We start from the raw sequence: 22,153 nt of genomic DNA, 5'->3' as shown, positions 1-22,153 counted from the left end.
GGGGCCATGAAACCGATATCTCCCCGCCCCTCCCGCGCCGCTGTCGCCCTGACCTTTGTCGGCTTGGCCGCGGCGGCCTGTGCGCCGCTCAACACCTATTACAAACCGGGCGCGAGTGTCGCGCAGGTCAACCGCGCCACCACCGCTTGCGAGGTTCAGGCCCTGCGCGACGTGCCGATCTCAACGCAAATCCGCCGCGAACCGCCACGCTATGTGCCTGCGCGCCGCCACTGCGATGCCGACAACAATTGCACCACACGGGGCGGTTTTTATGTACCGGGGGAATTGGTGACCTTTGACCCGAACGAAGACCTGCGCAACCGGGTCGAGGCGCAATGTATGGCCGACAAAGGTTTCGCGCCCGTGTCGATCCCCGCCTGCCCCCGCAATGTGGCCCGCGCCGCACCGACACGCGCGACGACCACGCTGCCCGCGCTCAACCCCAAGTCCTGCGTGATCCGCAACAGCGATGGGTCATTCCAGATCGTCACCCAAGGGTGACGCAAGCGCGGGCGGGGCAGCCCCCGCGCGCAACCGGCGGGGTTTAACCCGCCGCTTCGACTTCCTCGTCCACATGGGCCACGCGCACGCCCGCTTTGGCCGAGGTCACGACGCCAAGCGATTTCAGCTTGCGGTGCAGGGCGCTGCGCTCCATCCCCACGAAATTCGCGGTGCGGCTGATGTTGCCGCCGAAACGGTTGATCTGGGTCAGCAGATACTCCCGCTCAAACGCCTCGCGCGCTTCGCGCAGCGGCAGCGTCGCCAAGGCGCCTGAGAGAACCACGCGTCCCTCATCGCCGCCGTTCTCTTCCTCGCCCGGCAGTTCCCGCGCTTCGATCGGGCCGGTGCCATCGCCAAGGATCAGCACCCGTTCGACAAGGTTCTTCAGCTGGCGCACGTTGCCGGGCCAAACCATCGTCTGCATCAGCGCCACGGCGTCTTCGGTCAGCGCGCGCTGCGGCAGCCCTTGGGAGGCGTTGAATTCCGCGATGAAATGTTCGGCCAGCAGCGGGATATCCTCGCGGCGCTCTTCAAGCGAGGGCACGGCGATCGGCACGACGTTCAGACGGTGATAGAGTTCCTGCCGGAAGGTATCAGCCTTGATCGCCTGATCCAGATCGCGGTTCGTCGAAGAGATCACCCGCAAATCAACGCGGACCTTGTCCGTGCCGCCGACGCGGGTGAACTGTTGATCCACCAGCACCCGCAGGATCTTGGATTGGGTGCCAAGCGGCATGTCCGCCACCTCATCGAAATAGATCACCCCGCCGTGGGCCTGCTCCAACAACCCCGGCTCGACCCCGCGGTCCGGCGTCTCGCGGCCAAAGAGCACCTCTTCCATCCGATCCGGCGCCACCCCGGCACAGTTGACGGTGACGAAGGGCGCCGAGGCGCGGGCCGAATGGGCATGAATATAGCGCGCGGCCACTTCTTTACCCGACCCTGCGGGGCCGGTCAGCATCACCCGGCCATTGGATTTGGTCACCTTGTCAAGCTGCCCCAGCAGAGCGCGATAAGGCGCGGAGGTGCCGATCATCTCGGAGGTCGCCACATCGCGGCGCTTTAGGTTCTGGTTCTCCCGGCGCAGGCGCGAGGTTTCCATCGCGCGGCGGATTACCACCAGCAGTTGATCAATATTGAACGGCTTTTCAATAAAATCGTAAGCCCCCTGTTTGATCGCGGCCACGGCAATCTCGATATTGCCATGGCCCGAGATGATCACCACCGGCACATCCGGGTTGTCGCGCTTGACCGTCTTGAGGATGTCGATCCCGTCCATGCGGCTGTCTTTCAACCAGATGTCGAGGATGATCAGGGCCGGTGCCTCGGTGTTGATCTCGGCCATCGTCTCATCCGAATTGCTGGCCAATCGCGTAGCAAAGCCCTCATCCTCAAGGATGTCCGAGATCAACTCACGGATGTCGCGTTCGTCGTCTACAATCAGAATGTCACTCATCTGCCTTATCCCCTTGGTCTGTCGTTGCGTCGATGGCCAAGGGCAGCGAAATGACTGCCATGGCACCGTGATGGTCTTGCCCGTCGAATGCGGGCGCGGTTTCGAGCGTCAGGCTGCCGCCGTGTTCCTCGATAATCTTTTTGACGATCGGCAGGCCAAGCCCCGTGCCTTCGCTGCGCGTGGTCACATAGGGCTCGAACAGCCGGGCGCGGTCTTCGGGCAGGCCGATGCCATTGTCGGCAATGGTCAGCCGCAAAAGCCGGTTCTCGGGCGTGAGCGTCACGCGGATCTGCGGCGCGTGCCCTTCGGGCGCACCCTCTTTCTTCAGGCTTTCAATGGCTTCGCCCGCGTTCTTGATCAAATTGGTCAGCGCCTGCGAAATCATCGTGCCGTCGATATTGGCCATCACCGGCTCTGCGGGCAGGTCGAGTTTGATCGCCACCTCTTCCTGACGGCTTTGCTGAAGCAGCACCGCGTCGCGCAGCAACTGCCGGATGTCCTGACGGCTGGTTTCCGGCTCCGGCATCCGCGCGAATTTCGAGAATTCATCCACGATGCGCCGCAGGTCACCCGTCTGGCGAATAATCACGCCGGTCATCTGCTCCAGCGCGTCATCATCGCCCTCGGCCATCTTGGGGCCGAACTTGCGGCGAATGCGCTCGGCACTCAGCTGGATGGGCGTCAGCGGGTTCTTAATCTCATGCGCGATGCGGCGTGCGACGTCACCCCATGCGGCCATGCGCTGCGCCGAGACCAGATCGGTCACATCGTCAAAGGCCACCACATAGCCCTCAAGATCGCCATCCTTGGACCGGCGGGTCGCCATGCGGACCAAGAGGTTCTCCATCGCCCCTTGGCGCGAGACCTTAACCTCGGCCTGCGCCACCTCGTCCGAGGCGGCCTTGACCGTCTCGAACAGCGGGCCGAACTCCGGCACCGCAAGGGTTAGCGGCAGGCTTTGCTGATCTTCGGACCAATCCAGCAACCGCATGGCCGAGCGGTTCACGAAGGTCACGCGCCCCTCGGGGTCCAGCCCCACCACGCCCGAGGTCACCGAACTTAGCACGGAATCGAACAGGCGGCGGCGGCGTTCGATCTGGTCGGTATTCTCCAACAGCGTCTCACGCTGGCCCTTCAACTGCCGGGTCATCTGGTTGAAGTAACGGCCCAGCATGGCGATCTCGTCATCACCTTCTTCTTCGCGGACCTGCACGTTCAAATCGCCCGCGCCCACCTGCTGCGCGGCCCCCGTGAGCCGCCCAACCGGGCCGGAAAGCCGTTCGGCGAACCACAGGCCCAGCCAAACGGCGGCCAAAATCAGGATCACCGCGAAGCCCAGATAGACAAGGGCGAATTCAAACAGCAGCCGCCCGCGTTCGGATTCAAGCTGTTGGTAGAGGCGCACCGTCTCCTTGGTTTCATCCAGCAGCGCCAAAATTTCACCATCCACCGCGCGGGAGACATAGAGGAAACGATCGACATAGGCGTCCATCGGCACCAGCGCGCGGAATTCATTGTTGGGCCAGTCCTCGATGACCAAAAGCCCCTCTTCGCTGGCGGTTTCCAGCTGCGCCTCGGTGGGGGCCTCGAAATCAAAGAGATAGGACCGATCCCCCCGCGCCCGGATCTGCGCGGTGCTGTCGATCAGAAAGGCTTCGCGCAGGCCCCGTTGGATCTGGCGCTGGCCCTCGCCCAAAAGCTCACTGTCGCTCAGATTGATGCCCTGTGCCCGGGCGCTGTCGATGCTACGGGCAAGGGTCTGCGCGTCCAAGATCAGCGCCTCGCGCTGCTCGGCCTCGTAAGCCTCTGCCGCCGCGAGCGACGAGCCAACCACGCCGCTGACCCGGTCAGAGAACCAGCCTTCGAGCCCAACATTCACCGTGAGCCCCGCGAAAATCGCCACTGTAACCGTAGGGATCAGCGCCATCAGTGCAAAGACACCCGTCAACCGCAGGTGCAACCGTGAGCCCGCCGATTTGGCGCGGCGCGCCGAGATCAGCCGCCCGACTTGGATAAGCACCAGCGCCGCCACCAGCAGCACATAGACGAGGTCGGACAAGAGAATGAGCCGCAGGTTGAGCGTATCCGCCCCCTGCCCTAGCGGCCCGAGCGCCAGATAGGTTGCCAGCGCCAAGACCGGCCCCAGCACCACCAGCCCGAAGGTGGACCAATTGCGCAGCCGCTTGACCCGCCTGAGACGCCCCAACCGCTCGAGCTTGAACCTGCGTGACCGGGTTGCCACCCGCATACCTCACCGATGTTGTGATGCATCGCTGCATCAACCGCCATATTATGTGGTCCTGAACGGGGGAGTTCCCCGATGGCCACTGTTATGTGGCTCTTTTACATCATCTTACGGCCCCGTGTCACCTCAATATCGAGGTCGGTGATCTTCTTGCGCAAAGTATTTCGGTTAATTCCCAGCAAAGCGGCACATTTCGCCTGATTCCCCGCCGTCGCGGCAAGGGCGATTTCGATCATCGGCAGTTCAACCTCACGCAGAATCCGCGCGTAGAGACCCGGCGGCGGCAGCATGGAGCCGTGCAAGTCAAAGTAGCGTTGCAAATGCCGCTCGACCGAGGCGCCCAGCCGTTCGGTATCGGCCTCGGTCTGCATCGGTGCCGGACCGCTTTGCGCGCCCAGCAGTTGCTCGGCCTCACTCGCCGTGATCTCGGCCGCTTGACTGGCGAGCGCGAGTTGCCGCATCGCATGTTCCAACTGGCGCACATTGCCGGGCCATGGAAATTTCAGCAGGATCTGTGCGGCCTTGTCCGACAGTTTGCGCGGCGACGCAGGGCCGGGATTGGCGCGGGCCAAGAAGTGGTCGGCCAAAAGCGGGATATCCTCGACCCGGTCCCGCAGGGCGGGCACTTCGAGGGTGGCACCCGACAGACGGTAGTAGAGATCGCGGCGCAGCTTGCCCTCTTGCATCGCGGCATCCAGATCGCTTTGGCTGGTGGCCATGAAGCGCGGCGCGTCATCGCCCGGCGCGTCCATCATCCGCACCAGACGGGCCTGAATATTCTGCGGGAAATCCGCGATCTCGTCGATCATCAGGGTGCCGCCGCCGACCCGCGCCAGCACCCGCGAGGGGCCTTCGATATCCGCAAGATCGGCGTCCCTCACGGTCACGAACGGCAGGCTGCGCCGATCAGAGAAGTCGTGTATCGCCCGCGCGATCAGTGACTTGCCCGAACCGCTCTCGCCCCAGATCAGCACCGGCAGATCGGTGTTCATCACCCGCGCTACGGTGCGGTAGAGCGCCTGCATGACCGGGGTGCGGCCAATCATCGGCAGATCGTCACGCTCTGCGTCGATCTCAGCACTGTCATCGGCGGCGGCTTTACGGCTAAGCGTGGTGCGCTGCTCCAAGGCGCGCGCCGTGCGTTTCATCAGATCCGGCAGGTCGAAGGGTTTGGGCAGATAGTCAAAGGCTTCGGCCTCTGCCGCCTTGATCGCCGTCATGATCGTGTTCTGCGCCGAGATCACGATCACCGGCAGGCCGGGCCGGTCCTGCGCGATTTTCGGGAGCATTTCCAACCCGTTGCCATCGGGCATGACCACGTCAGATATCACCGCGTCGCCCTTGCCCTCGCTGACCCATCGCATCAGGGTGGTCAGGCTTGAAGTGGCGTGCACCTTGCAGCCCGCGCGGGTCAGCGCTTGGGTCAGAACGGTGCGGATCGTGCGGTCGTCATCGGCGACGAGGATGGTGCCATCCATGTCAATTCTCCTTGAGGGCAGCGGCGCCTGCGCGCGGCAGCGAAATGCGGAATGCGGTTCGACCGGGGGCGGAACTGACGGAAATCCAGCCCCCGTGGTCTGAGATGATCTTGCTCACCAAGGCGAGGCCCAGCCCGGTGCCATTCTCCCGGCCCGAGACGAAGGGATCGAAAACATCGGCGCGGATATGATCCGGCAGGCCGGGGCCATCGTCGATCACTTCGATCTGGAGGGGCAGCGGCTGGCCATCCCCATCGGCGCGGCGCAGTTGGAAGCCGTGTTCATAGAAACTGCGCAGCCGGATGGTTCCCCCCGCCTCGCCCGCCGCCTCAGCCGCGTTGCGAATGAGGTTGAGCAAGACCTGCAAAAGCTGGTCCTTGTCGCCAAGCGCGGGCGGCAGAGAGGGGTCGTAATCCTCGGTGATTTTCATGTGCGAGCCGAAGCCCAGCAGAGCCGACCGGCGGGCGCGGTCCAACACGTCATGCAGGTTCACCGGCCTGCGCTCAGGCGCGGTCAGATTGCCGAATTGTTCGACCTGCTCCAGCAGTTTCACGATGCGCCGGCTTTCGGCGACGATCAGATCGGTCAATTCCAAATCAGCCTTGGAAAGGTTCATCGACAAGAGCTGCGCCGCGCCGGTGATCCCGGCGAGCGGGTTCTTGATCTCATGGGCCAGCATCTCGGCCATGCCGATGGCGGATTTGGCGGCGGATTTCACGCTGTGATCTTGGGTGATGCGCCCGGCCAATTCACGCGGGGTGATCATCAAGACCATCTCGCCTGCGCCGCCCACCAGCGGGGCGATCTGCAAGCCGCACTGCAAGGGCGCGCGCTGCATCGCGCCCACATCAACGTCATTGACGAAAAGCGGCGTGCCTTGCAGCCGCGCACGGGCGAATGCGGCCTCAAGCGGGTGATCCACCGCGATCAACTGCCAGATCGACTGCCCGATCGTGGCCCGGGCGGAGGCATTGAGGAAACCTTCGGCAGAGGGGTTCAGATCGACGACCTGATCATCGGCACCGACGATGAAAGCAGGCACCGGCAGAGAGGTCCAAACCTGCCGCTCCGGGGTCTCGCTTCTCATGCTGCGGCCCGGGGTTGGGCGGTGGCGGCGTCATAGTGCATGGCCTCCGCGATGAGATCGAAAGTGGTTTTCACCTCGCGCGCCGTGAGCAGCGCGCGGCGCAGATCGGCAGGGGTGGCGCAGTGATCCATGTACCAGCCCAGATGTTTCCGCGCGACCTTGGCACCCAGTTCGGCCCCGTAGAAACGCAGCATCTCGTCGTAATGTTCGGCCACCATCTCGGCCATCCCCTGACCTTGCGGGATCATCGGCTTGGGCCGTCCGTGCAGATCATGGGCGATCTGCGCCAGCAGCCATGGCCGACCTTGCGCACCGCGGCCCACCATCACACCATCCGCCCCCGACAGCCGCAGCGCCGTGCGCGCCGTGTCACTGCCGATGATGTCGCCATTGGCGATGACGGGAACATTCACGGCCTCTTTCACCGCCCGGATCGCGGCCCAATCGGCGCGGCCCTTGTAGAACTGACAGCGCGTGCGCCCGTGGATCGTGATCATCTGCACGCCCACTTCTTCGGCCCGTTTGGCGATCGGGGCGGCGTTGAGCATATTGTCGTCCCAGCCCAGCCGGGTTTTCAGCGTCACCGGTACCTTGACCGCGCCGACCACCGCCTCGATCAGCCGCAGCGCGTGATCCGGCGTCTTCATCAGCGCCGAGCCCGAGGCGCCCTGCGTCACCTTCTTGGCCGGGCAGCCCATGTTAATGTCGATGATCCGCGCGCCCATCGCCTCAACCATGCGGGCGGCTTCGGCCATCGGTTCGGCCTCGCGCCCGGCAAGCTGAACGGAGGTGCCGACAACATCCAGCCCCAGTTCCGCCTTCTCTCGTGTGCCGGGGCGGCGGCTGAGCAATTCTTGGCTGGCGACCATCTCGGACACGACCAACCCTGCCCCGAATCGTGCGACAAGGCTGCGATAGGGCAAATCGGTGATCCCGGCCATCGGGGCGAGGAATACCGGTGGGTCGAATGTCAGCGGGGCGGCGGTCACATGCTTAATCCTTGTGCGGTCCCTTGCTGTGTAGCTCTGCCACGGGGTGACCTCAATAAAACTACCCTGAAAAGCAGCTATGCGCCAAGGCGCTGCCCATTTTTTAGGCAGTCACCCCAGATTGCACCCCGCCGCCGCATTGCCTAGACAGGGCCATGTTCGCCAGCTTTTCCGGATTGCCCAAATGAGTATCGCAGCTCTGATCGTTGCCGCAGGTCGCGGCAGTCGCGCCGGCGGTCCGCAGCCGAAGCAATGGCAGGCGCTGGCGGGCGCGCGGGTGATCGACCACACGATCGCCGCCTTTCGCGCCCTGCCCCAGATCACTGAAATCGTGCTGGTGCTGAACGCGGATGACATGGATCAGGCAGGGGCATTCACGGCGGATGGCATCACCGTCACCACTGGCGGGGCGGACCGCGCGGCCTCGGTCCAACGTGGGCTTGCGGCGATCCGGCAGGCGACGAAGGTGCTGATCCATGACGCCGCGCGGCCCTGCGTTTCGGGTCAGATCATCTTAGACGTGATCGACGCGCTTAACCAACATCAAGCCGCCGCGCCGGGGCTGCCGGTGAGTGACGCGCTTTGGCAGGGGCACGAAGGCCGGGTCACCGGCACCCAAGACCGCAGCGCCCTTTTCGCCGCGCAGACACCGCAGGGCTTTGACCTCGCCGCGATCCGTGCGGCGCATGCGTCTTATGACGGCCAAGCGGCGGATGACGTCGAAGTCGCCCGCGCCGCTGGCCTGACCGTTGCCATCACCCAAGGCAGCGCCGATAACCTGAAAATCACCCGGCCCGAGGATTTCGCCCGCGCCGCCCGCATATTGGAGACCCGCATGGACATTCGCACCGGAAACGGATTTGACGTGCACGCTTTCGGCCCCGGAGATCACGTGACCCTCTGCGGCATCGACATCCCACATACCCACGGGTTGGTCGGCCATTCCGACGCCGATGTAGCGCTGCACACGGTGACCGATGCCATCTACGGCGCGCTTGCACGCGGCGACATCGGCCAGCATTTCCCGCCGAGCGATCCGCAGTGGAAAGGCGCGCGCAGCGATATCTTCCTGCGTCATGCCGCAGAACTGGCGCGCGACATGGGCTTCACCCTAACCCACGTCGATTGCACGCTCATTTGCGAGACCCCGAAGATCGGCCCGCATGTGCAGCCGATGCGCGCCGCGATGGCCGAGATGCTGGGGATTGAGATCGACCGCGTATCAGTCAAGGCCACCACGAGCGAGCGCCTCGGCTTTACCGGGCGGGGCGAAGGCATCGCCTGTATGGCAACGGCAACATTGGTGAAATCATGAGTGCAGCACATCTGATCGCGACGCTTCTGGGCGTTGGCCACATCCGCCCCGCGCCGGGCACTTGGGGGTCGCTCATCGCCCTGCCCTATGCTTGGCTCTTGCATGTGTTGGGGGGCTTTCCGCTGCTGGTGATCGGGCTTTTGGTGGCCATTCCCTTGGGCTGGTGGGCCACCGGGCGCTACACTGCGGGCGGGCCGGATCATGACCCCGGAGAGGTGGTGGTCGATGAATTGGTCGGCCAGTGGATCGCGCTTTTGCCGCTGTCCTATGCCGCATGGTCGATGCAAATCCCGATCCTTGCCATGTGGCCCGGTTGGATCGCCGCCTTCGCGCTGTTCCGGCTGTTCGACATCACCAAACCGCTGATCATCGGCTGGGCCGACCGTTTGGGCGGGCCTTGGGGGGTGATGCTCGACGATATCTTTGCCGGGGTTTTCGCGGCCCTCGGCGTCATGGCGCTGGCCGCACTTTATCACGGGGTGCTGTAAATGAGCCTCGCCGCGCAACTGTTGGAAAAGGCCCGCAACACCGGCGCGATGGTCACCTGTGCGGAGAGCTGCACCGGCGGCATGCTCGCCGCCGCGCTGACCGATCTGCCGGGGTCATCGGCGCTGCTGGACCGGGGTTTCGTCACCTATACCAATGCTGCGAAAGTGGCGATGCTGGGGGTGTCGGAGGAGACGCTGACACAATGGGGCGCGGTGTCTGAGCAGGTCGCCGAAGAAATGGGGGCGGGCGCTTTGGCGCGGTCCGAAGCGCAGATCGCCGTCTCCATCACCGGCATCGCAGGCCCCGGCGGGTCAGAGCACAAGCCCGAGGGTCGCGTCTGTTTCGGCCTTGCCACGGCAGCCGGGGTTCAGACCGAAACGGTGGAGTTCGGCGCGCAGGGCCGTGATGCCGTGCGCTTGGCCGCCCGCGACCATGCGCTCGGCCTTTTGCTGCGAGGCTACGCGGCGCTTTAACCCTTGGGGCCGTAAAGCTCTTTCGCGCGGTTCTCAAAGGCGCGCACGATACGCTGCATCGCCTCATTGAAAACCACGCCGATGACCTTTTGCAGGATGGCGTTGCGGAATTCGAAATCGACGAAGAAATGCACCTGACAGCCTTCGAGATTATCCTCGAAATGCCAGTTTGATTTCATATACTTGAAGGGCCCGTCCAGATATTCCGTATCGATCTTCTTGGCCTCGGGCCACAGCACGACGCGGCTGGTGAACCGCTCCCGAAAGACTTTGAACGAGATCACCAAATCGGCGTCCATCACCCGATGATCGCCGCGGTCCTCGTCGCTGCGAATGCGCGCGGCGGCGGTCCAGGGCAGGAATTCGGGATAGCGGCCCACATCGGCGACAAGATCATACATCTGTTGCGCGCTATAGGGCAGTTGGCGGGTCTCTGAGTGCGTAGGCATTGCGTTCCGTAGCGTTGCGGGTTAACCCCCTATTTCACGTCTCAACCCCGCAGATTCAAGGGCAAAACCATGGCACACGGGCCTTATGTCATCGACGAAATGATCTCGGCCAAGGCCATCGCGGCGCGGATCGAGGATCTCTGCCGCGAGATTCACGGTGAATTCGACGGCACCGATAAATTGGTCGTGGTCGGCCTGCTGCGCGGCTCTTTCGTCTTTATCGCCGATCTGGTGCGCGAGTTGGACCTGCCGATCGAAGTCGATTTCCTCGAAGCCTCCAGCTATGGCGACGGCATGGAGAGCAGCCGAGAGGTGCGCATTCTCAAAGACTTGCGCGGCGCCATCGAAGGGCGCGACGTGTTGGTCGTCGAAGATATCGTCGACACTGGCCACACGCTGCACCATGTCACCAACCTGCTGCGCTCGCGTGAGCCTGCGCGGTTGAAGTCCATCGCCCTGCTCGACAAACCCACTCGGCGTGAGGTCGACCTCAAGGCGGATTGGACCGGCTTTGAAATCCCCGATGAATTCGTTGTGGGCTATGGCATCGACTTTGCCCAACGCGACCGCAACCTCCCCTTCATCGGGAAAGTCCGCTTTACGTGATGGACCCGCGGTGGCTGCTGCGCATGTCCCATTGGGCGCGCAATCCACCTTCGGGCAAACGCGTGATCTTGGTTTTTGCGATCATCGCCGCGGCCTTGGCCGTGGGGCTTATCGAATGGCTGGGCTATTGGCCTGACTGGGCGACGACCGAACGTATCCCCCGCCGGTTCTGACCCTGCCCGCAGTCTTATCCCGCTGATCACATTTTTGTTTTTTGCGACCTGCCCCTGCCATGTTACGCTGCGGCAAGAAAAGGGAGATGACCATGCATTTGACCAAAAGCATTACCGCCATTGGTATCAGCGCCGCCTTGATTGCCACCGCAGGCTTCGCCGCCAGCCATAGTGAGAAAGCCGCCAGCGCCGCCGTGAACGCGCGCCATGCGCAGATGCAGTTGATTGCCTATCATACAGGCATTCTGGGCGGCATGGCCAAGGGCGAGACGGAGTATAACGCCGAGATGGCCACCGCCGCCGCGACCAATCTGAACGCCGCCGCCGGTTTCGCGCCGGGCACCCTCTGGCTTGAAGGGACCGAGCAAGGCGCCGTCGAAGGTTCCCGCGCCAAGGCCGAAATCTGGAGCGACCCCGAAGGGTTCAACGAAGCGCTGATGGCGCTGGAAACCGCCAGCGCGGATATGATCGAGGCCGCGGGCACCGATCTGGATGCGCTGAGGGCGGGCATGGGCGCAATCGGCAAGGCTTGCGGCGCTTGCCATGACGATTACCGCGGCCCCAAGAACTGATCCTTGCGACGGGTCATTCCTATACTGCTGGGCTGTGCCGCTCTCGGCGCGGCCCTTGGCTGGGCGCTCACCCGGCCCGATCCGCTTGAGCCTTCCTATGGTGCCGGGCTGACACCGGACCCGGAGGCGGGCGCGCTGGTCTTTGCCGCCGGCGGCTGCGTTTCCTGCCACGCCGCGCCCGAAAGTGAAGAGGATGAGAGGCTGGTGCTGGCCGGGGGGCTGCCCTTCGCCAGTGATTTCGGCACCTTCCACGCGCCCAATATCTCCCCCGATCCAGAGCAGGGCATCGGTGACTGGACCCTGCCGGAGTTCGCCCGTGCCGTGACGCGGGGCGTCTCGCCCGAGGGGCAGCATTATTACCCTGCCTTTCCATACACGGCCTATCAACACCTCGCCCCGCAGGATGTGGTGGACCTCTTCGCCTATATGCAGACCCTGCCCGCCTCGGATACGCCGAGCCTGCCGCATGAGGTGGGATTCCCCTTCAATATCCGCCGCGGGCTTGGCGCATGGAAGGCGCTGTTTTCACATGATGATTTCGTGATGAGAAACGCGCCTGATGCTGAGGTCGAACGCGGGCGCTATCTGGCCGAAGGGCTTGCCCATTGCGGCGAATGCCACACCCCGCGCAATGCCTTGGGCGCGCTCGACCGTGAGGCTTGGCTGACCGGCGCGCCGAACCCTTCGGGCAAGGGGCGTATTCCCGGCATCACACCGGATCAGCTTGATTGGTCCAAACCCGATCTCGTGGCCTATTTCACCTCCGGCTTCACGCCGGAGTACGACAGCGCGGGCGGTGAGATGGCCGAGGTGGTCAGCAACCTCGCGCAGCTCCCCGAAAGCGACCGCGAAGCGATTGCAGCCTACCTTAAGGCCCTACCCGGCGGTTAACGCCGGGCGCGCCTTTTTCGATCAGGCAATACCCAGTTTGCGGTTCCGCGCCTCGCGCAGACGCGCGAAATCGTCGCCCGCGTGGTAGCTCGACCGCGTCAGCGGCGTGGCCGAGACCATGAGGAAGCCCTTGCCGTAGGCCGCCTTTTCGTAAGAGGTGAACTCTTCGGGGGTGACGAAACGGTCCAGCGCATGGTGCTTGGGCGTCGGCTGTAGGTACTGGCCGATGGTCAGGAAATCGATGTCGGCGGCGCGCATGTCTTCCATGACCTGAATGACCGCTTGGCGATCTTCGCCCAAACCCACCATGATGCCCGATTTGGTGAACATCGACGGGTCCAACTCCTTGACCCGCTGAAGCAGGCGGAGGGAGTGGAAGTAGCGCGCGCCGGGGCGTACCTCGGGGTAAAGGCCCGGCACGGTTTCAAGGTTGTGGTTGAACACATCGGGCCGTGCTTCGACAACCTTTTCAAGGGCTTCGGGACCGCAGCGGATGAAATCCGGTGTCAGGATTTCGATCGTCGTGTCGGGACTGCGGTGACGCACGGCGCGGATCGTCTGGGCGAAATGCTCTGCCCCGCCGTCTTCGATATCGTCGCGGTCAACACTCGTGATGACCACATGGTTCAGCCCCAGTTTGGCGACCGCATCGGCCACGCGGCCCGGCTCAAACACGTCCAGCGCTTCAGGCGGCTTGCCAGTGGCGATGTTGCAGAAGGTACAGGCCCGGGTACAAACCTCGCCCATGATCATCATCGTCGCGTGACCCTGAGACCAGCATTCCCCGACATTGGGGCAGCCTGCCTCTTCGCAGACCGTAGTCAGCTTGTTGTCGCGCATAATGCGCGCGGTCTCGGCATAGCCTTTGCCGCCGGGCGCTTTGACCCTGATCCAACTCGGTTTTTTCGGCTGGGCGTTGTCGGGCTTGCGCGCCTTTTCGGGGTGGCGCTGTTCGGGTATCTTCAGATCGCGCATCGGGGGCCTCTGATCATTGTGTCGCGCCTTGTTTATCACAGTCCTTAACCCGATGGCCACCTACTGCATACGCCCCCGCGACAAGGCAGCCATGCGCCAGCGGCATCGCCCGACACGCCCGCATTATAGCTTTGATATGTAACAGAAAAACTACAATGCAGTTGCAGCATTGCGAGAGTTGCTCAGGCTTCCTATATGAGCTACCAAGCCACAAAGATTCCAATCCGAGAAAGAGAGACGCGATGAAACCCGGTATCAATGTCCCCAACGTCACCTTCAAGACGCGCGTGCGCGACGAAAACATCGAAGGGTCCAACCCCTTCCGCTGGGAAGACAAGACCAGCGATGATTTCTTCAAAGGCAAGCGCGTTGTGCTCTTCTCCCTCCCCGGTGCCTTCACCCCGACCTGCAGCACCTACCAGCTGCCCGGGTTCGAAAACAATTTCACCGCTTTCCAAGAACATGGCATCGACGCGATCTATTGCCTGTCGGTCAACGACAGCTTTGTCATGAACAAGTGGAAAGAGATGCAGGGCGTCCAGAACATCGACGTGATCCCTGACGGTTCGGGCGAATTCACCCGCCGCATGGGCATGTTGGTCGCCAAAGACAACCTTGGCTTCGGCCCGCGCAGCTGGCGCTATGCGGCGATCATCAACGATGGTCAGATCGAAGCATGGTTCGAAGAGCCCGGCATCCGTGACAACCACGACGAAGACCCCTACGGCGTTTCCAGCCCTGAGACCCTGCTGGAATACCTTGAGAACCAGAAGCAAACCGAAGCGGCCTAAGCGCCCTTTGCATGACCGGATCGGGCCATTTGGCCCGGTCCTTAGACACGCTCCGTTTGACCCACGCCCTTTGACCCGGCAGGCCTCACCGCGCCTAGTATTTCGCGCGAAGCTCTCCGGTCAGCCCTTCCCCCACTTCCTTCAGCGTATCGGCCAATTGCGCCGCCCAACCGCTGCCCGGCGTCCCCGCCCGGCGGACGAGCCCGATTTGCCGTGCAGGTTCCGGCGCGCCGAAACGGTGCAGGCGCAGGCCCGGTGCGGCATCAAGCTCGGTCTTGGCGGCGATCTCGGGCATCAGGGTCATGCCAAAGCCCGCCTCCACAAGCCGTGAAAGGGTGGCAAGGGATGATGCACCGGTGTGAATGCCCGCCTGCGTGCGGTCGCGCTGGCAAACCTCCAGCGCCTGATCGGTGAGGCAGTGACCGTCTTCCAACAGCATCAGCGGCGTGCGGGCCAGATCGGTCGGGCGGGCGACATCCGCCCCCGCCATACGGTCGGCGGAGCCCGCCAGCAGAAACCGATCCTCGAAAAGCGGCACCTCGGCGAGGCCCGTTTCGCCCGAGGGCACCGCCATTACCGCCGCATCCAGCGCCCCGGCGCGCAGATCGGCCAGCAATTGATCCGTCTGCGCCTCGCGTACCTCGACCCGAAGCGAGATATCCTGCGCGCGCAGCGCGGCCAGCACGCCGGGCAAAAGATAGGGCGCCACGGTCGGGATCAGCCCAAGGTTCAACGTGCCCGCAAGCCCCACCTGCTCCCGCGCCGTAGCCTCCAACAGCTTGGCGCGGCGCAGGATATCTTCGGCGCGGGTCAGCACCTCGCGGCCCAAGGGCGTGAGCACCGAAGCGCGGCTCTGCCGCTCGATCAGCCGCCCGCCGAGCGTTTCCTCCAAAGCCCGGATCTGCACCGAGAGCGCGGGCTGCGAGATATTGCTCGCCTCTGCAGCCCGCCCGAAGTTGCCCAAGGTCGCCAGCGCGCGAAAGTATTCGAGTTGTTTCAGGGTAAAATTCATAACTTTTACCTATCGCAATTTTATAAAACTGCAATTGGAAATTATGGGCAGAATCGATCATCTTCCTGTCAGACAGTAACCGAGGGGAACCCAAGATGAGCAAGCGTCTCACCACCACCGCCGGCGCACCGATGCCGACAAACGACACCAGCAAGACCGCGGGCGCCCGTGGCCCGGTGCTGCTGGACGACTACCAACTGATCGAGAAGCTCGCCCATCAGAACCGCGAGCGTATCCCTGAGCGTGCTGTTCACGCCAAGGGCTGGGGCGCCGAAGGCACCTTCACCGTCACCCATGACATCAGCCAATATAGCTGTGCTGCGATCTTCTCCGAAGTGGGCAAGACCTGCGAGATCATCTCGCGCTGGTCCACCGTGGCGGGCGAGCTTGGCGCCGCCGACAGTGAGCGTGACGTGCGCGGCTTCTCGGTGAAATTCTACACCGAAGAGGGCAACTGGGACGTTGTGGGCAACAACACCCCGATCTTCTTTGTCCGCGATGCCTATAAATTTCCGGACTTCATCCGCACCCAGAAACGCCACCCGCGCACCAACCTGCGCTCGCCCGAGGCGATGTTCGACTTCTGGGCGGCCCAGCCCGAATGTGTGCACCAGGTCACCATCCTGATGTCCGACCGGGGCATTCCGGTGAACCCGATGCATATGCACGGCTACGGCAGCCACACCTATTCGATGTGGAACGCCAAGGGCGAGCGTCACTGGGTGAAGTTCCACTTCCGCTGCCAGCAGGAAATCCGCAACCGCACCAATGAGGATGCGGAAAAGCTGATCGGCTCCACCCGTGAGAACTTCCAAGAGGATCTCTTTAACGCGATCGAAGGCGGTGACTACCCGAAATGGGAGCTGAACATCCAAGTCATGCCCGAGGAAGAGGCCGAGACCTGCGGCTTCAACCCCTTTGACCTGACCAAGGTTTGGCCGCATGCGGATTACCCGCTGATCCCCGTTGGCATGTTAGAGTTCAACCGCAACCCTGACAACTACTTCCAGAGCATTGAGAACGCTGCCTATTCGCCGTCGAACAAAATCCCCGGCATCGGCTTCTCGCCCGATAAGATGTTGCAGGCGCGGGTGTTCTCCTATGCGGATGCGCACCGCTACCGTCTTGGCACGCATTACGAGGCCCTGCCCGTGAACGCGCCCAAGGCCGCGCCGATGCATCACTACCACAAGGACGGCGCGATGCGGTTCTTCCCGCAGCAGACCGGCCACCCGGATGCCTATTACGAGCCGAACCAATACGAAGGCTCGGCCCGCCCCGATCCATCGGTGCAAGAACCACCGCTGCGCATCTCGGGCGATGCGGACCGCTATGTGCAGGAAGAGGCGGATGCCGATTACGTCCAGCCGCGCAAGCTCTATACCGAGGTGTTCGATCAGGCGCAGCGCGACCGTCTGCACGAGAACATGGCCGGTGCCATGGCGCCCTGTTCGCAATCGGTGAAAGAGCGCTGGTATGCGGTGCTTGAGAAAGTGCACCCCGACTATGCCGCCGGTGTGCGTAACGCTTGCGAGAAAGACGAAGTGGCGATTTCGGTGACCGATGAGACGCCGACGAAGGTCGCAGACTAAAACAACCGGGGCGACAGGGTTATTATCGTGCCGCCCCTTCTTTACCCGACCAGCATTTACCCGATCATTGGGCCACCCGGCCCCACGGTTTCATCGTAATGCCGTTTCAGCCGCATGAGTGCGATCCGAAGCACGATCTTGCCCGAACGCGCTGACCAACCGAGCCGTTTTTCGGTGGTCTCCAACCCCTCCAGATAGCAGCAACAGCGCAGCACCACGTCCGACAGGCCGGGGCCGAGGTCGGCCATGGCATCGGCCACCCTCTTGCGCGCCTCCGCCGCGGCCATGGCGCCTGCCCCATCTCGCCCGCCGCTGGGTTTGGCGCCGGGGGGCAGAAAGTGGTCCCAGTTCTGCGTAACCTCACCACCCATCTGCGCCAGTTCGAAATCTTCGCGCAGCCTTTCGCCCGCATGGACCAGCCCCTCGTTCAAGAAGGGCGCGCCGGATTTGTCGCGCCGCCTTGCAAGGGTCGACAGCGGGCTTTCTGACAAGCAATAGCGGCCTCGGCGCGGGGCCGTATCCGCATCTGCGCCCAGGTCTGCGGCGGGCGCGTCGGGCCCGCCCAGAAAGGCGGCCTGATCTTCGGCAAAGCCGTCTGCGGCTGCGCCCTGCTCTTCAAGCATGCGCCGCAGCGCCGCGCGCCCGGCGCTGGTGATATGATAGCGTGTCACCCGGCCTGTGCTGCCCGGCGCGATCCAGTCTTTCAACGCCATCGCCTGCGCCACGGCGCTGTCGACCACGGCAGTGCGTGCACCGGGGCCAGTGTCCGTCTCGCGCAGGACGACGGCCTTTTCCATCCCTTCGGCCACGGCGAGGATCGCGCCTGCCTCATGCAGGCGCCGCAGGACGCGCAGCGCCTCGGCGGCGAAAGTGTCTTCGTCAATAAGGGGGGCGGCGGGTTTGGTCATTGTCGCTGTCTTTCCTGCTGGGGGGCCAGCAGTACAATCCAAGGCGCGCCGCACCGCCCCGAGCCTGCGCAGGGCGGCATCCACCAGCGGATCGTCGCGCCGTGTCTCGATACGGCGAATTTGGCGCATGATGGTCGAGGCATGACAGCCAGCTTGGCGTGCCAAGGCCCGGATCGGGGCGCCGGTCTCCGTATGTGCGAGGTAATGCAGGGCTCCGTGCGGCACCCATCCCGGCAGGACGGACTGTTGAATTTGGTGATGCGCCTTCAATTGACTGCCACTTCCATTTTGGCGGGTCCCCAAGCTGGGTGAGTTATCCCCAGAGTTATTCACAACCTATGGATGTTTTGGTTACCCGTTCGTTAAAATCGTCGCATTTGGCAATGATTGTTTCCAAAAGGTAAACGCCACCAAAAGGCGCCGTTCGCCGGGAACCCGCAACACGCAACACCCGGAAAGGTTGTGCAACACTTCGCCGATCCGGGGTGATTCACCTCTCAGAAATCGGAGAATGTGATGCAAGATCTACTGACCATGTTGCAAAAACTTCACCGCCCGCGCCTGCTGATGCGGGCCGCCCGCATCGGGGCCGAGGACTACCGCCGCGGCACCCATTTGCCACGGATACTGGGCTTTGGCATATTGCCACGCCACGGCACCGCGCTGATCAAACTGATCGAGATCGAGGCCGCGTTGGACACCCAGCGCAAGACGGCGGATGCAAGCTATAGTCTGATCCGCCATGTAGATGTTCTTATTGCCATGGTTGGCGAGGCGCGGTTCTTGAAGGCCGCGATGATGCCTAGCGCCTGAATTGCAATGCGGGGGGATCGCCCCCGCCGCAAAGCTTTAGCTAAAGCTATCCGGCTCTGCCGCCTTACGGGTCGCGACAAAGGCATCGAGCGCTTCGCGAATGGCTGGATCCAGCGCAGGCTGCTGATAGTCGGCCAGCATCTTTTCGACCCGCGCGGTGGCAAGGCTCTGCGTGTCGCGCGCGCCCTCGTCCGACCAAGTCTCGAAGGGTTTGTAGTCCAACAGATCCGACTTCCAAAAGGCATCGCGGAAATTGCTCTGCGTATGGGCGCAGCCGAGGTAATGCCCCCCCGGCCCCACTTCGCGGATCGCGTCCATGGCCTGCGCGTTCACGTCGATCTCCACCCCACGGGCAAGGTGATGCAACGTGCCCAGTTGATCCGCATCCATGACGAACTTCTCGAAAGAGGATACAAGCCCCCCTTCCAGCCAGCCACAGGCGTGCAGCATGAAGTTCACCCCTGAGAGCAATCCCATGTTCAGACTGTTCGAGGTCTCGTAAGCCGCCTGCGCATCGGGCAGTTTCGAGCCAGTGAAGGACCCAGCGCTGCGGTACGGAAGGTTGAGCCGGCGGGCCAGTTGCCCAGCGCCATAGGTGATATGCGCAGCCTCGGGCGTGCCGAATGTGGGCGCGCCCGAGTTCATGTCGATGGAGGTGACGAAAGCCCCCATGATCACCGGTGCCCCGGGGCGGACAAGCTGGCTATAGGCGATGCCCGCCAGCGTCTCGGCCAAGACCTGTGTCAACGTGCCTGCCACGCTCACCGGAGCCATGGCGCCGCCCACGATGAAGGGTGAGATGATGCAGGCCTGATTGTTCTCGGCATAGACCTTGAGCGCGCCCATCATCACATCGTCAAACGTCATCGGCGAGTTGATATTGATGAGCGAGGTCATCACCGTGTTTTCCTGCACAAAGTCCTTGCCGAAGAGGATACCGCACATGTCGACGGAATCCTGTGCCCGGCTGGGTTCGGTCACCGATCCCATGAAGGGTTTGTCGCTCAGCGTCATATGGGCATGCAGCATATCAAGGTGACGTTTGTTCACCGGGATATCTGTCGGCTCGCATACCGTCCCTCCCGAGTGATGCAGCCACTTGGACATATAGCCCAGTTTCACGAACTTCTCGAAATCCGCCATCGTGGCATAGCGCCGCCCCCCGGCGGCATCGCGCACGAAGGGCGGGCCATAGACGGGGGCGAGCACAAGGTTCCTCCCCCCGATTACCACATCCCGATCTCGGTTGCGGGCCACTTGGGTGATCGTCGAAGGCGCGGTGGAACAAAGCTTGCGTGCCAGCCCCCGTGGGATGCGCACCCGCTCCCCCTGCACATCGGCCCCGGCCTCACGCCAGAGCGCCAATGCCTCGGGGTTGTCGGGGAAGTTCACGCCGATCTCTTCCAGCACCGCATCGGCGTTCTGTTCGATGATTTCCAGCGCCTCTTCGGTCAGCACTTCGAAGTTCGGGATATTCCGTTCGATATAGCGCGCTGTCTCGAAAGAGACGGCTGTGCGTGCCGCGCGTCTTGCCGCACCACCACCGCCGCGTGCCCGTCGTGCTGATTCCGCCATTGCTCTATCCTTCCCGCAAGTCTTGGCCCGTCACTACCCCATTCCCGGCAGGCGCTTCGCGCGGATAACGCCCCCTAGCGGCAAAAAGCGACATCGCGTGCCGTCCCCGCGCCACTTGCGCGAATTAAACGCGGGCGGCACCGGTCTTCGGCCTGCTAGAGACTTGCCAGAGCGCGCGCACGGGCCTAATCACAGCCCCATGACAGATATCACCCATGACCGCCTTCTCATCATCGACTTCGGCAGCCAGGTCACGCAGCTTATCGCGCGTCGCCTGCGGGAGCTGAATGTCTTTTGCGAAATCCACCCGTTCAACACGGTGGACGAAGCCTTCCTCAAGGAATTCGCGCCTAAGGCGGTGATCCTGTCGGGCGGCCCGTCCTCTGTGTTTGCCGAAGGCGCGCCGCGTCCGCCGCAGGCTGTTTTTGAACTGGGCGTGCCGATCCTTGGCATCTGCTATGGCCAGCAAGTCATGATGCATTGCCTTGGCGGCCATGTGGAGCGCGGCCATGGCACCGCTGAATTCGGTCGGGCCTTTGTCACCCCCACGGGCCAACAGCTTGATCTGCTCGAAGGCTGGTTCGCCACCGACCGTGAACAGGTCTGGATGAGCCACGGTGATCACGTCAGCAAGATCGCCCCGGGGTTCGAGGTCTATGGCACCTCCCCCAACGCGCCTTTCGCCATTACCGCGGATGTCGAGCGTCACTTCTACGCCGTGCAGTTCCACCCCGAGGTGCACCACACCCCCAACGGCCCGCGTCTCTATGAGAACTTCGTGCGTTTGGCGGGCTTCAAGGGCGACTGGACCATGAGCGCCTATCGTGAAGAAGCCATTGCCGCGATCCGCGAGCAGGTCGGCGACCAAAAGGTGATCTGCGGCCTTTCGGGTGGTGTCGACAGTTCCGTCGCCGCGGTGTTGATCCATGAGGCTATCGGCGACCAGCTGACTTGCGTCTTCGTTGACCACGGTCTGCTGCGCAAGGGTGAGGCCGAAGAGGTCGTCACCATGTTCCGCGATCATTACAACATGCCGCTGATCCATGCCGACGAGCAGGAACTGTTCTTGGGCGAGCTCGACGGTGTCTCCGACCCCGAGACCAAGCGCAAGATCATCGGCAAGCTCTTTATCGACGTATTCCAGAAACACGCCAAGGAAGTGGGCGATGCCACCTTCCTCGCCCAAGGCACGCTCTACCCGGATGTCATTGAAAGCGTCAGCTTCTCCGGTGGGCCTTCGGTGACGATCAAGAGCCACCACAACGTCGGTGGCTTGCCCGAAAAGATGGGCCTGAAACTGGTCGAACCGCTGCGTGAACTCTTCAAAGACGAGGTGCGCGAACTGGGCCGTGAACTGGGCCTGCCGCCGTCCTTCATTGGGCGCCACCCCTTCCCCGGACCGGGTCTTGCGATCCGCTGCCCCGGTGAGATCACCCGCGAGAAGCTCGACATCCTGCGCGAAGCCGATGCGGTCTATATCGACCAAATCCGCCGCCATGGGCTTTATGACGATATCTGGCAGGCCTTCGTGGCGATCTTGCCGGTGCGCACCGTGGGCGTGATGGGCGATGGCCGGACCTATGACTTCGCCTGCGCCCTGCGTGCGGTGACCTCGGTGGATGGGATGACGGCGGATTACTACCCCTTCTCGCATGATTTCCTTGGTGAGACCGCCACACGGATCATCAATGAGGTGCCGGGCATCAACCGCGTGACCTATGACATCACCTCGAAACCTCCGGGCACTATCGAGTGGGAATAAA

22 protein-coding genes are annotated in these 22,153 nt (G+C 63.0%); 12 read left to right on the top strand and 10 right to left on the bottom strand.

What is annotated here, in order from left to right:
* Window positions 1-6 precede the first annotated feature (6 nt).
* Complete coding sequence (locus tag ACGYK9_RS00685; RefSeq protein WP_394407575.1) at window positions 7-501, top strand: hypothetical protein; 495 nt, start codon at window positions 7-9, stop codon at window positions 499-501.
* A gap of 43 nt (window positions 502-544) precedes the next feature.
* Here the strand turns inward: ACGYK9_RS00685 and ACGYK9_RS00680 are convergent, their stop codons facing one another.
* The 5 genes from ACGYK9_RS00680 to dusB all read right to left on the bottom strand — a co-directional run bounded on the left by ACGYK9_RS00680 (window position 545) and on the right by dusB (window position 7,756).
* Window positions 545-1,957 (bottom strand): sigma-54-dependent transcriptional regulator, encoded by a 1,413-nt coding sequence (locus ACGYK9_RS00680; protein WP_394407573.1) that lies wholly within the window; start codon window positions 1,955-1,957, stop codon window positions 545-547.
* Window positions 1,950-4,205 (bottom strand): PAS domain-containing sensor histidine kinase, encoded by a 2,256-nt coding sequence (locus ACGYK9_RS00675; RefSeq protein WP_067264061.1) that lies wholly within the window; start codon window positions 4,203-4,205, stop codon window positions 1,950-1,952. The genes ACGYK9_RS00680 and ACGYK9_RS00675 overlap by 8 nt, the downstream gene beginning before the upstream one ends.
* Before the next feature lie 95 nt (window positions 4,206-4,300).
* Window positions 4,301-5,680: a response regulator gene (locus ACGYK9_RS00670; protein WP_394407571.1), complete on the bottom strand. Its 1,380-nt coding sequence runs from the start codon at window positions 5,678-5,680 to the stop codon at window positions 4,301-4,303.
* 1 nt (window position 5,681) lies between these two features.
* Window positions 5,682-6,767 (bottom strand): nitrogen regulation protein NR(II), encoded by a 1,086-nt coding sequence (locus ACGYK9_RS00665; protein ID WP_394407569.1) that lies wholly within the window; start codon window positions 6,765-6,767, stop codon window positions 5,682-5,684.
* Window positions 6,764-7,756: a tRNA dihydrouridine synthase DusB gene (gene dusB, locus ACGYK9_RS00660; protein WP_394407567.1), complete on the bottom strand. Its 993-nt coding sequence runs from the start codon at window positions 7,754-7,756 to the stop codon at window positions 6,764-6,766. The genes ACGYK9_RS00665 and dusB overlap by 4 nt, the downstream gene beginning before the upstream one ends.
* A gap of 184 nt (window positions 7,757-7,940) precedes the next feature.
* Here dusB and ACGYK9_RS00655 point away from each other — a divergent pair, with 184 nt between their 5' ends.
* The 3 genes from ACGYK9_RS00655 to ACGYK9_RS00645 are packed head-to-tail and all read left to right on the top strand — an operon-like array spanning window position 7,941 to window position 10,033.
* Entirely contained in the window at window positions 7,941-9,071 is a 1,131-nt protein-coding gene (locus ACGYK9_RS00655) for a bifunctional 2-C-methyl-D-erythritol 4-phosphate cytidylyltransferase/2-C-methyl-D-erythritol 2,4-cyclodiphosphate synthase (protein WP_394407565.1), read from the top strand.
* Window positions 9,068-9,559, top strand: a complete 492-nt coding sequence (locus ACGYK9_RS00650; protein ID WP_271693649.1) for a phosphatidylglycerophosphatase A — start codon at window positions 9,068-9,070, stop codon at window positions 9,557-9,559. The genes ACGYK9_RS00655 and ACGYK9_RS00650 overlap by 4 nt, the downstream gene beginning before the upstream one ends.
* Window positions 9,560-10,033 (top strand): CinA family protein, encoded by a 474-nt coding sequence (locus ACGYK9_RS00645; RefSeq protein ID WP_394407563.1) that lies wholly within the window; start codon window positions 9,560-9,562, stop codon window positions 10,031-10,033. It abuts the gene before it with no gap.
* Here the strand turns inward: ACGYK9_RS00645 and ACGYK9_RS00640 are convergent.
* Window positions 10,030-10,482, bottom strand: coding sequence for a type II toxin-antitoxin system RatA family toxin (locus tag ACGYK9_RS00640; RefSeq protein WP_168613460.1), 453 nt, complete (start codon window positions 10,480-10,482; stop codon window positions 10,030-10,032). The genes ACGYK9_RS00645 and ACGYK9_RS00640 overlap by 4 nt on opposite strands.
* A 69-nt stretch (window positions 10,483-10,551) precedes the next feature.
* On the opposite strand from ACGYK9_RS00640, the gene hpt reads away from it, so the two are divergent.
* From hpt to ACGYK9_RS00620, 4 genes are all read left to right on the top strand, one after another.
* Window positions 10,552-11,088 carry a hypoxanthine phosphoribosyltransferase gene (gene hpt, locus ACGYK9_RS00635; RefSeq protein WP_259944499.1) on the top strand — a complete coding sequence of 179 codons (537 nt, stop codon included), beginning with the start codon at window positions 10,552-10,554 and terminating at the stop codon, window positions 11,086-11,088.
* Window positions 11,085-11,261, top strand: a complete 177-nt coding sequence (locus ACGYK9_RS00630; protein ID WP_394422399.1) for a hypothetical protein — start codon at window positions 11,085-11,087, stop codon at window positions 11,259-11,261. Before hpt ends, ACGYK9_RS00630 begins: the two co-directional genes overlap by 4 nt.
* A 92-nt stretch (window positions 11,262-11,353) precedes the next feature.
* Window positions 11,354-11,833 (top strand): c-type cytochrome, encoded by a 480-nt coding sequence (locus ACGYK9_RS00625; protein WP_394407559.1) that lies wholly within the window; start codon window positions 11,354-11,356, stop codon window positions 11,831-11,833.
* 3 nt (window positions 11,834-11,836) lie between these two features.
* The gene (locus tag ACGYK9_RS00620; protein WP_394407557.1) at window positions 11,837-12,724 is read left to right on the top strand and encodes a c-type cytochrome; all 888 of its coding nucleotides are present in this window, start codon (window positions 11,837-11,839) and stop codon (window positions 12,722-12,724) included.
* A gap of 21 nt (window positions 12,725-12,745) precedes the next feature.
* On the opposite strand, the gene lipA is transcribed toward ACGYK9_RS00620, so the two are convergent.
* Complete coding sequence (gene lipA / locus ACGYK9_RS00615) at window positions 12,746-13,699, bottom strand: lipoyl synthase (RefSeq protein ID WP_271687409.1); 954 nt, start codon at window positions 13,697-13,699, stop codon at window positions 12,746-12,748.
* A gap of 242 nt (window positions 13,700-13,941) precedes the next feature.
* On the opposite strand from lipA, the gene ACGYK9_RS00610 reads away from it, so the two are divergent.
* Window positions 13,942-14,490: a peroxiredoxin gene (locus ACGYK9_RS00610; RefSeq protein ID WP_394407555.1), complete on the top strand. Its 549-nt coding sequence runs from the start codon at window positions 13,942-13,944 to the stop codon at window positions 14,488-14,490.
* Window positions 14,491-14,584: 94 nt separating this feature from the next.
* Here ACGYK9_RS00610 and ACGYK9_RS00605 read toward each other — a convergent pair whose 3' ends face one another.
* The gene (locus ACGYK9_RS00605) at window positions 14,585-15,502 is read right to left on the bottom strand and encodes a LysR substrate-binding domain-containing protein (RefSeq protein WP_394407553.1); all 918 of its coding nucleotides are present in this window, start codon (window positions 15,500-15,502) and stop codon (window positions 14,585-14,587) included.
* Window positions 15,503-15,597: 95 nt separating this feature from the next.
* Here ACGYK9_RS00605 and ACGYK9_RS00600 point away from each other — a divergent pair, with 95 nt between their 5' ends.
* Window positions 15,598-17,094, top strand: a complete 1,497-nt coding sequence (locus ACGYK9_RS00600; RefSeq protein ID WP_394407551.1) for a catalase — start codon at window positions 15,598-15,600, stop codon at window positions 17,092-17,094.
* Window positions 17,095-17,150: 56 nt separating this feature from the next.
* Here the strand turns inward: ACGYK9_RS00600 and ACGYK9_RS00595 are convergent, their stop codons facing one another.
* Complete coding sequence (locus ACGYK9_RS00595; RefSeq protein WP_394408929.1) at window positions 17,151-18,239, bottom strand: DUF6456 domain-containing protein; 1,089 nt, start codon at window positions 18,237-18,239, stop codon at window positions 17,151-17,153.
* Window positions 18,240-18,518: 279 nt separating this feature from the next.
* On the opposite strand from ACGYK9_RS00595, the gene ACGYK9_RS00590 reads away from it, so the two are divergent.
* Complete coding sequence (locus ACGYK9_RS00590; RefSeq protein WP_271687411.1) at window positions 18,519-18,815, top strand: DUF6477 family protein; 297 nt, start codon at window positions 18,519-18,521, stop codon at window positions 18,813-18,815.
* A 36-nt stretch (window positions 18,816-18,851) separates the two neighbouring features.
* On the opposite strand, the gene ACGYK9_RS00585 is transcribed toward ACGYK9_RS00590, so the two are convergent.
* Entirely contained in the window at window positions 18,852-20,390 is a 1,539-nt protein-coding gene (locus ACGYK9_RS00585) for a trimethylamine methyltransferase family protein (RefSeq protein WP_067266857.1), read from the bottom strand.
* Between the two features lie 199 nt (window positions 20,391-20,589).
* Between ACGYK9_RS00585 and guaA the strand changes: the two genes are divergently transcribed.
* A complete protein-coding gene (gene guaA, locus ACGYK9_RS00580) occupies window positions 20,590-22,152 on the top strand; it encodes a glutamine-hydrolyzing GMP synthase (RefSeq protein WP_067266859.1) in 1,563 nt (520 codons plus the stop codon).
* The last annotated feature ends 1 nt before the right edge of the window (window position 22,153 follow it).

The sequence above is a fragment of the Sulfitobacter sp. 1A15258 genome (genome assembly GCF_043557045.1).
GTDB classification, from domain to species: Bacteria; Pseudomonadota; Alphaproteobacteria; order Rhodobacterales; family Rhodobacteraceae; genus Sulfitobacter; species Sulfitobacter faviae.
Note: the sequence above shows the minus strand (reverse complement) of the source record. Positions and strands in the feature narration are given on the sequence as shown.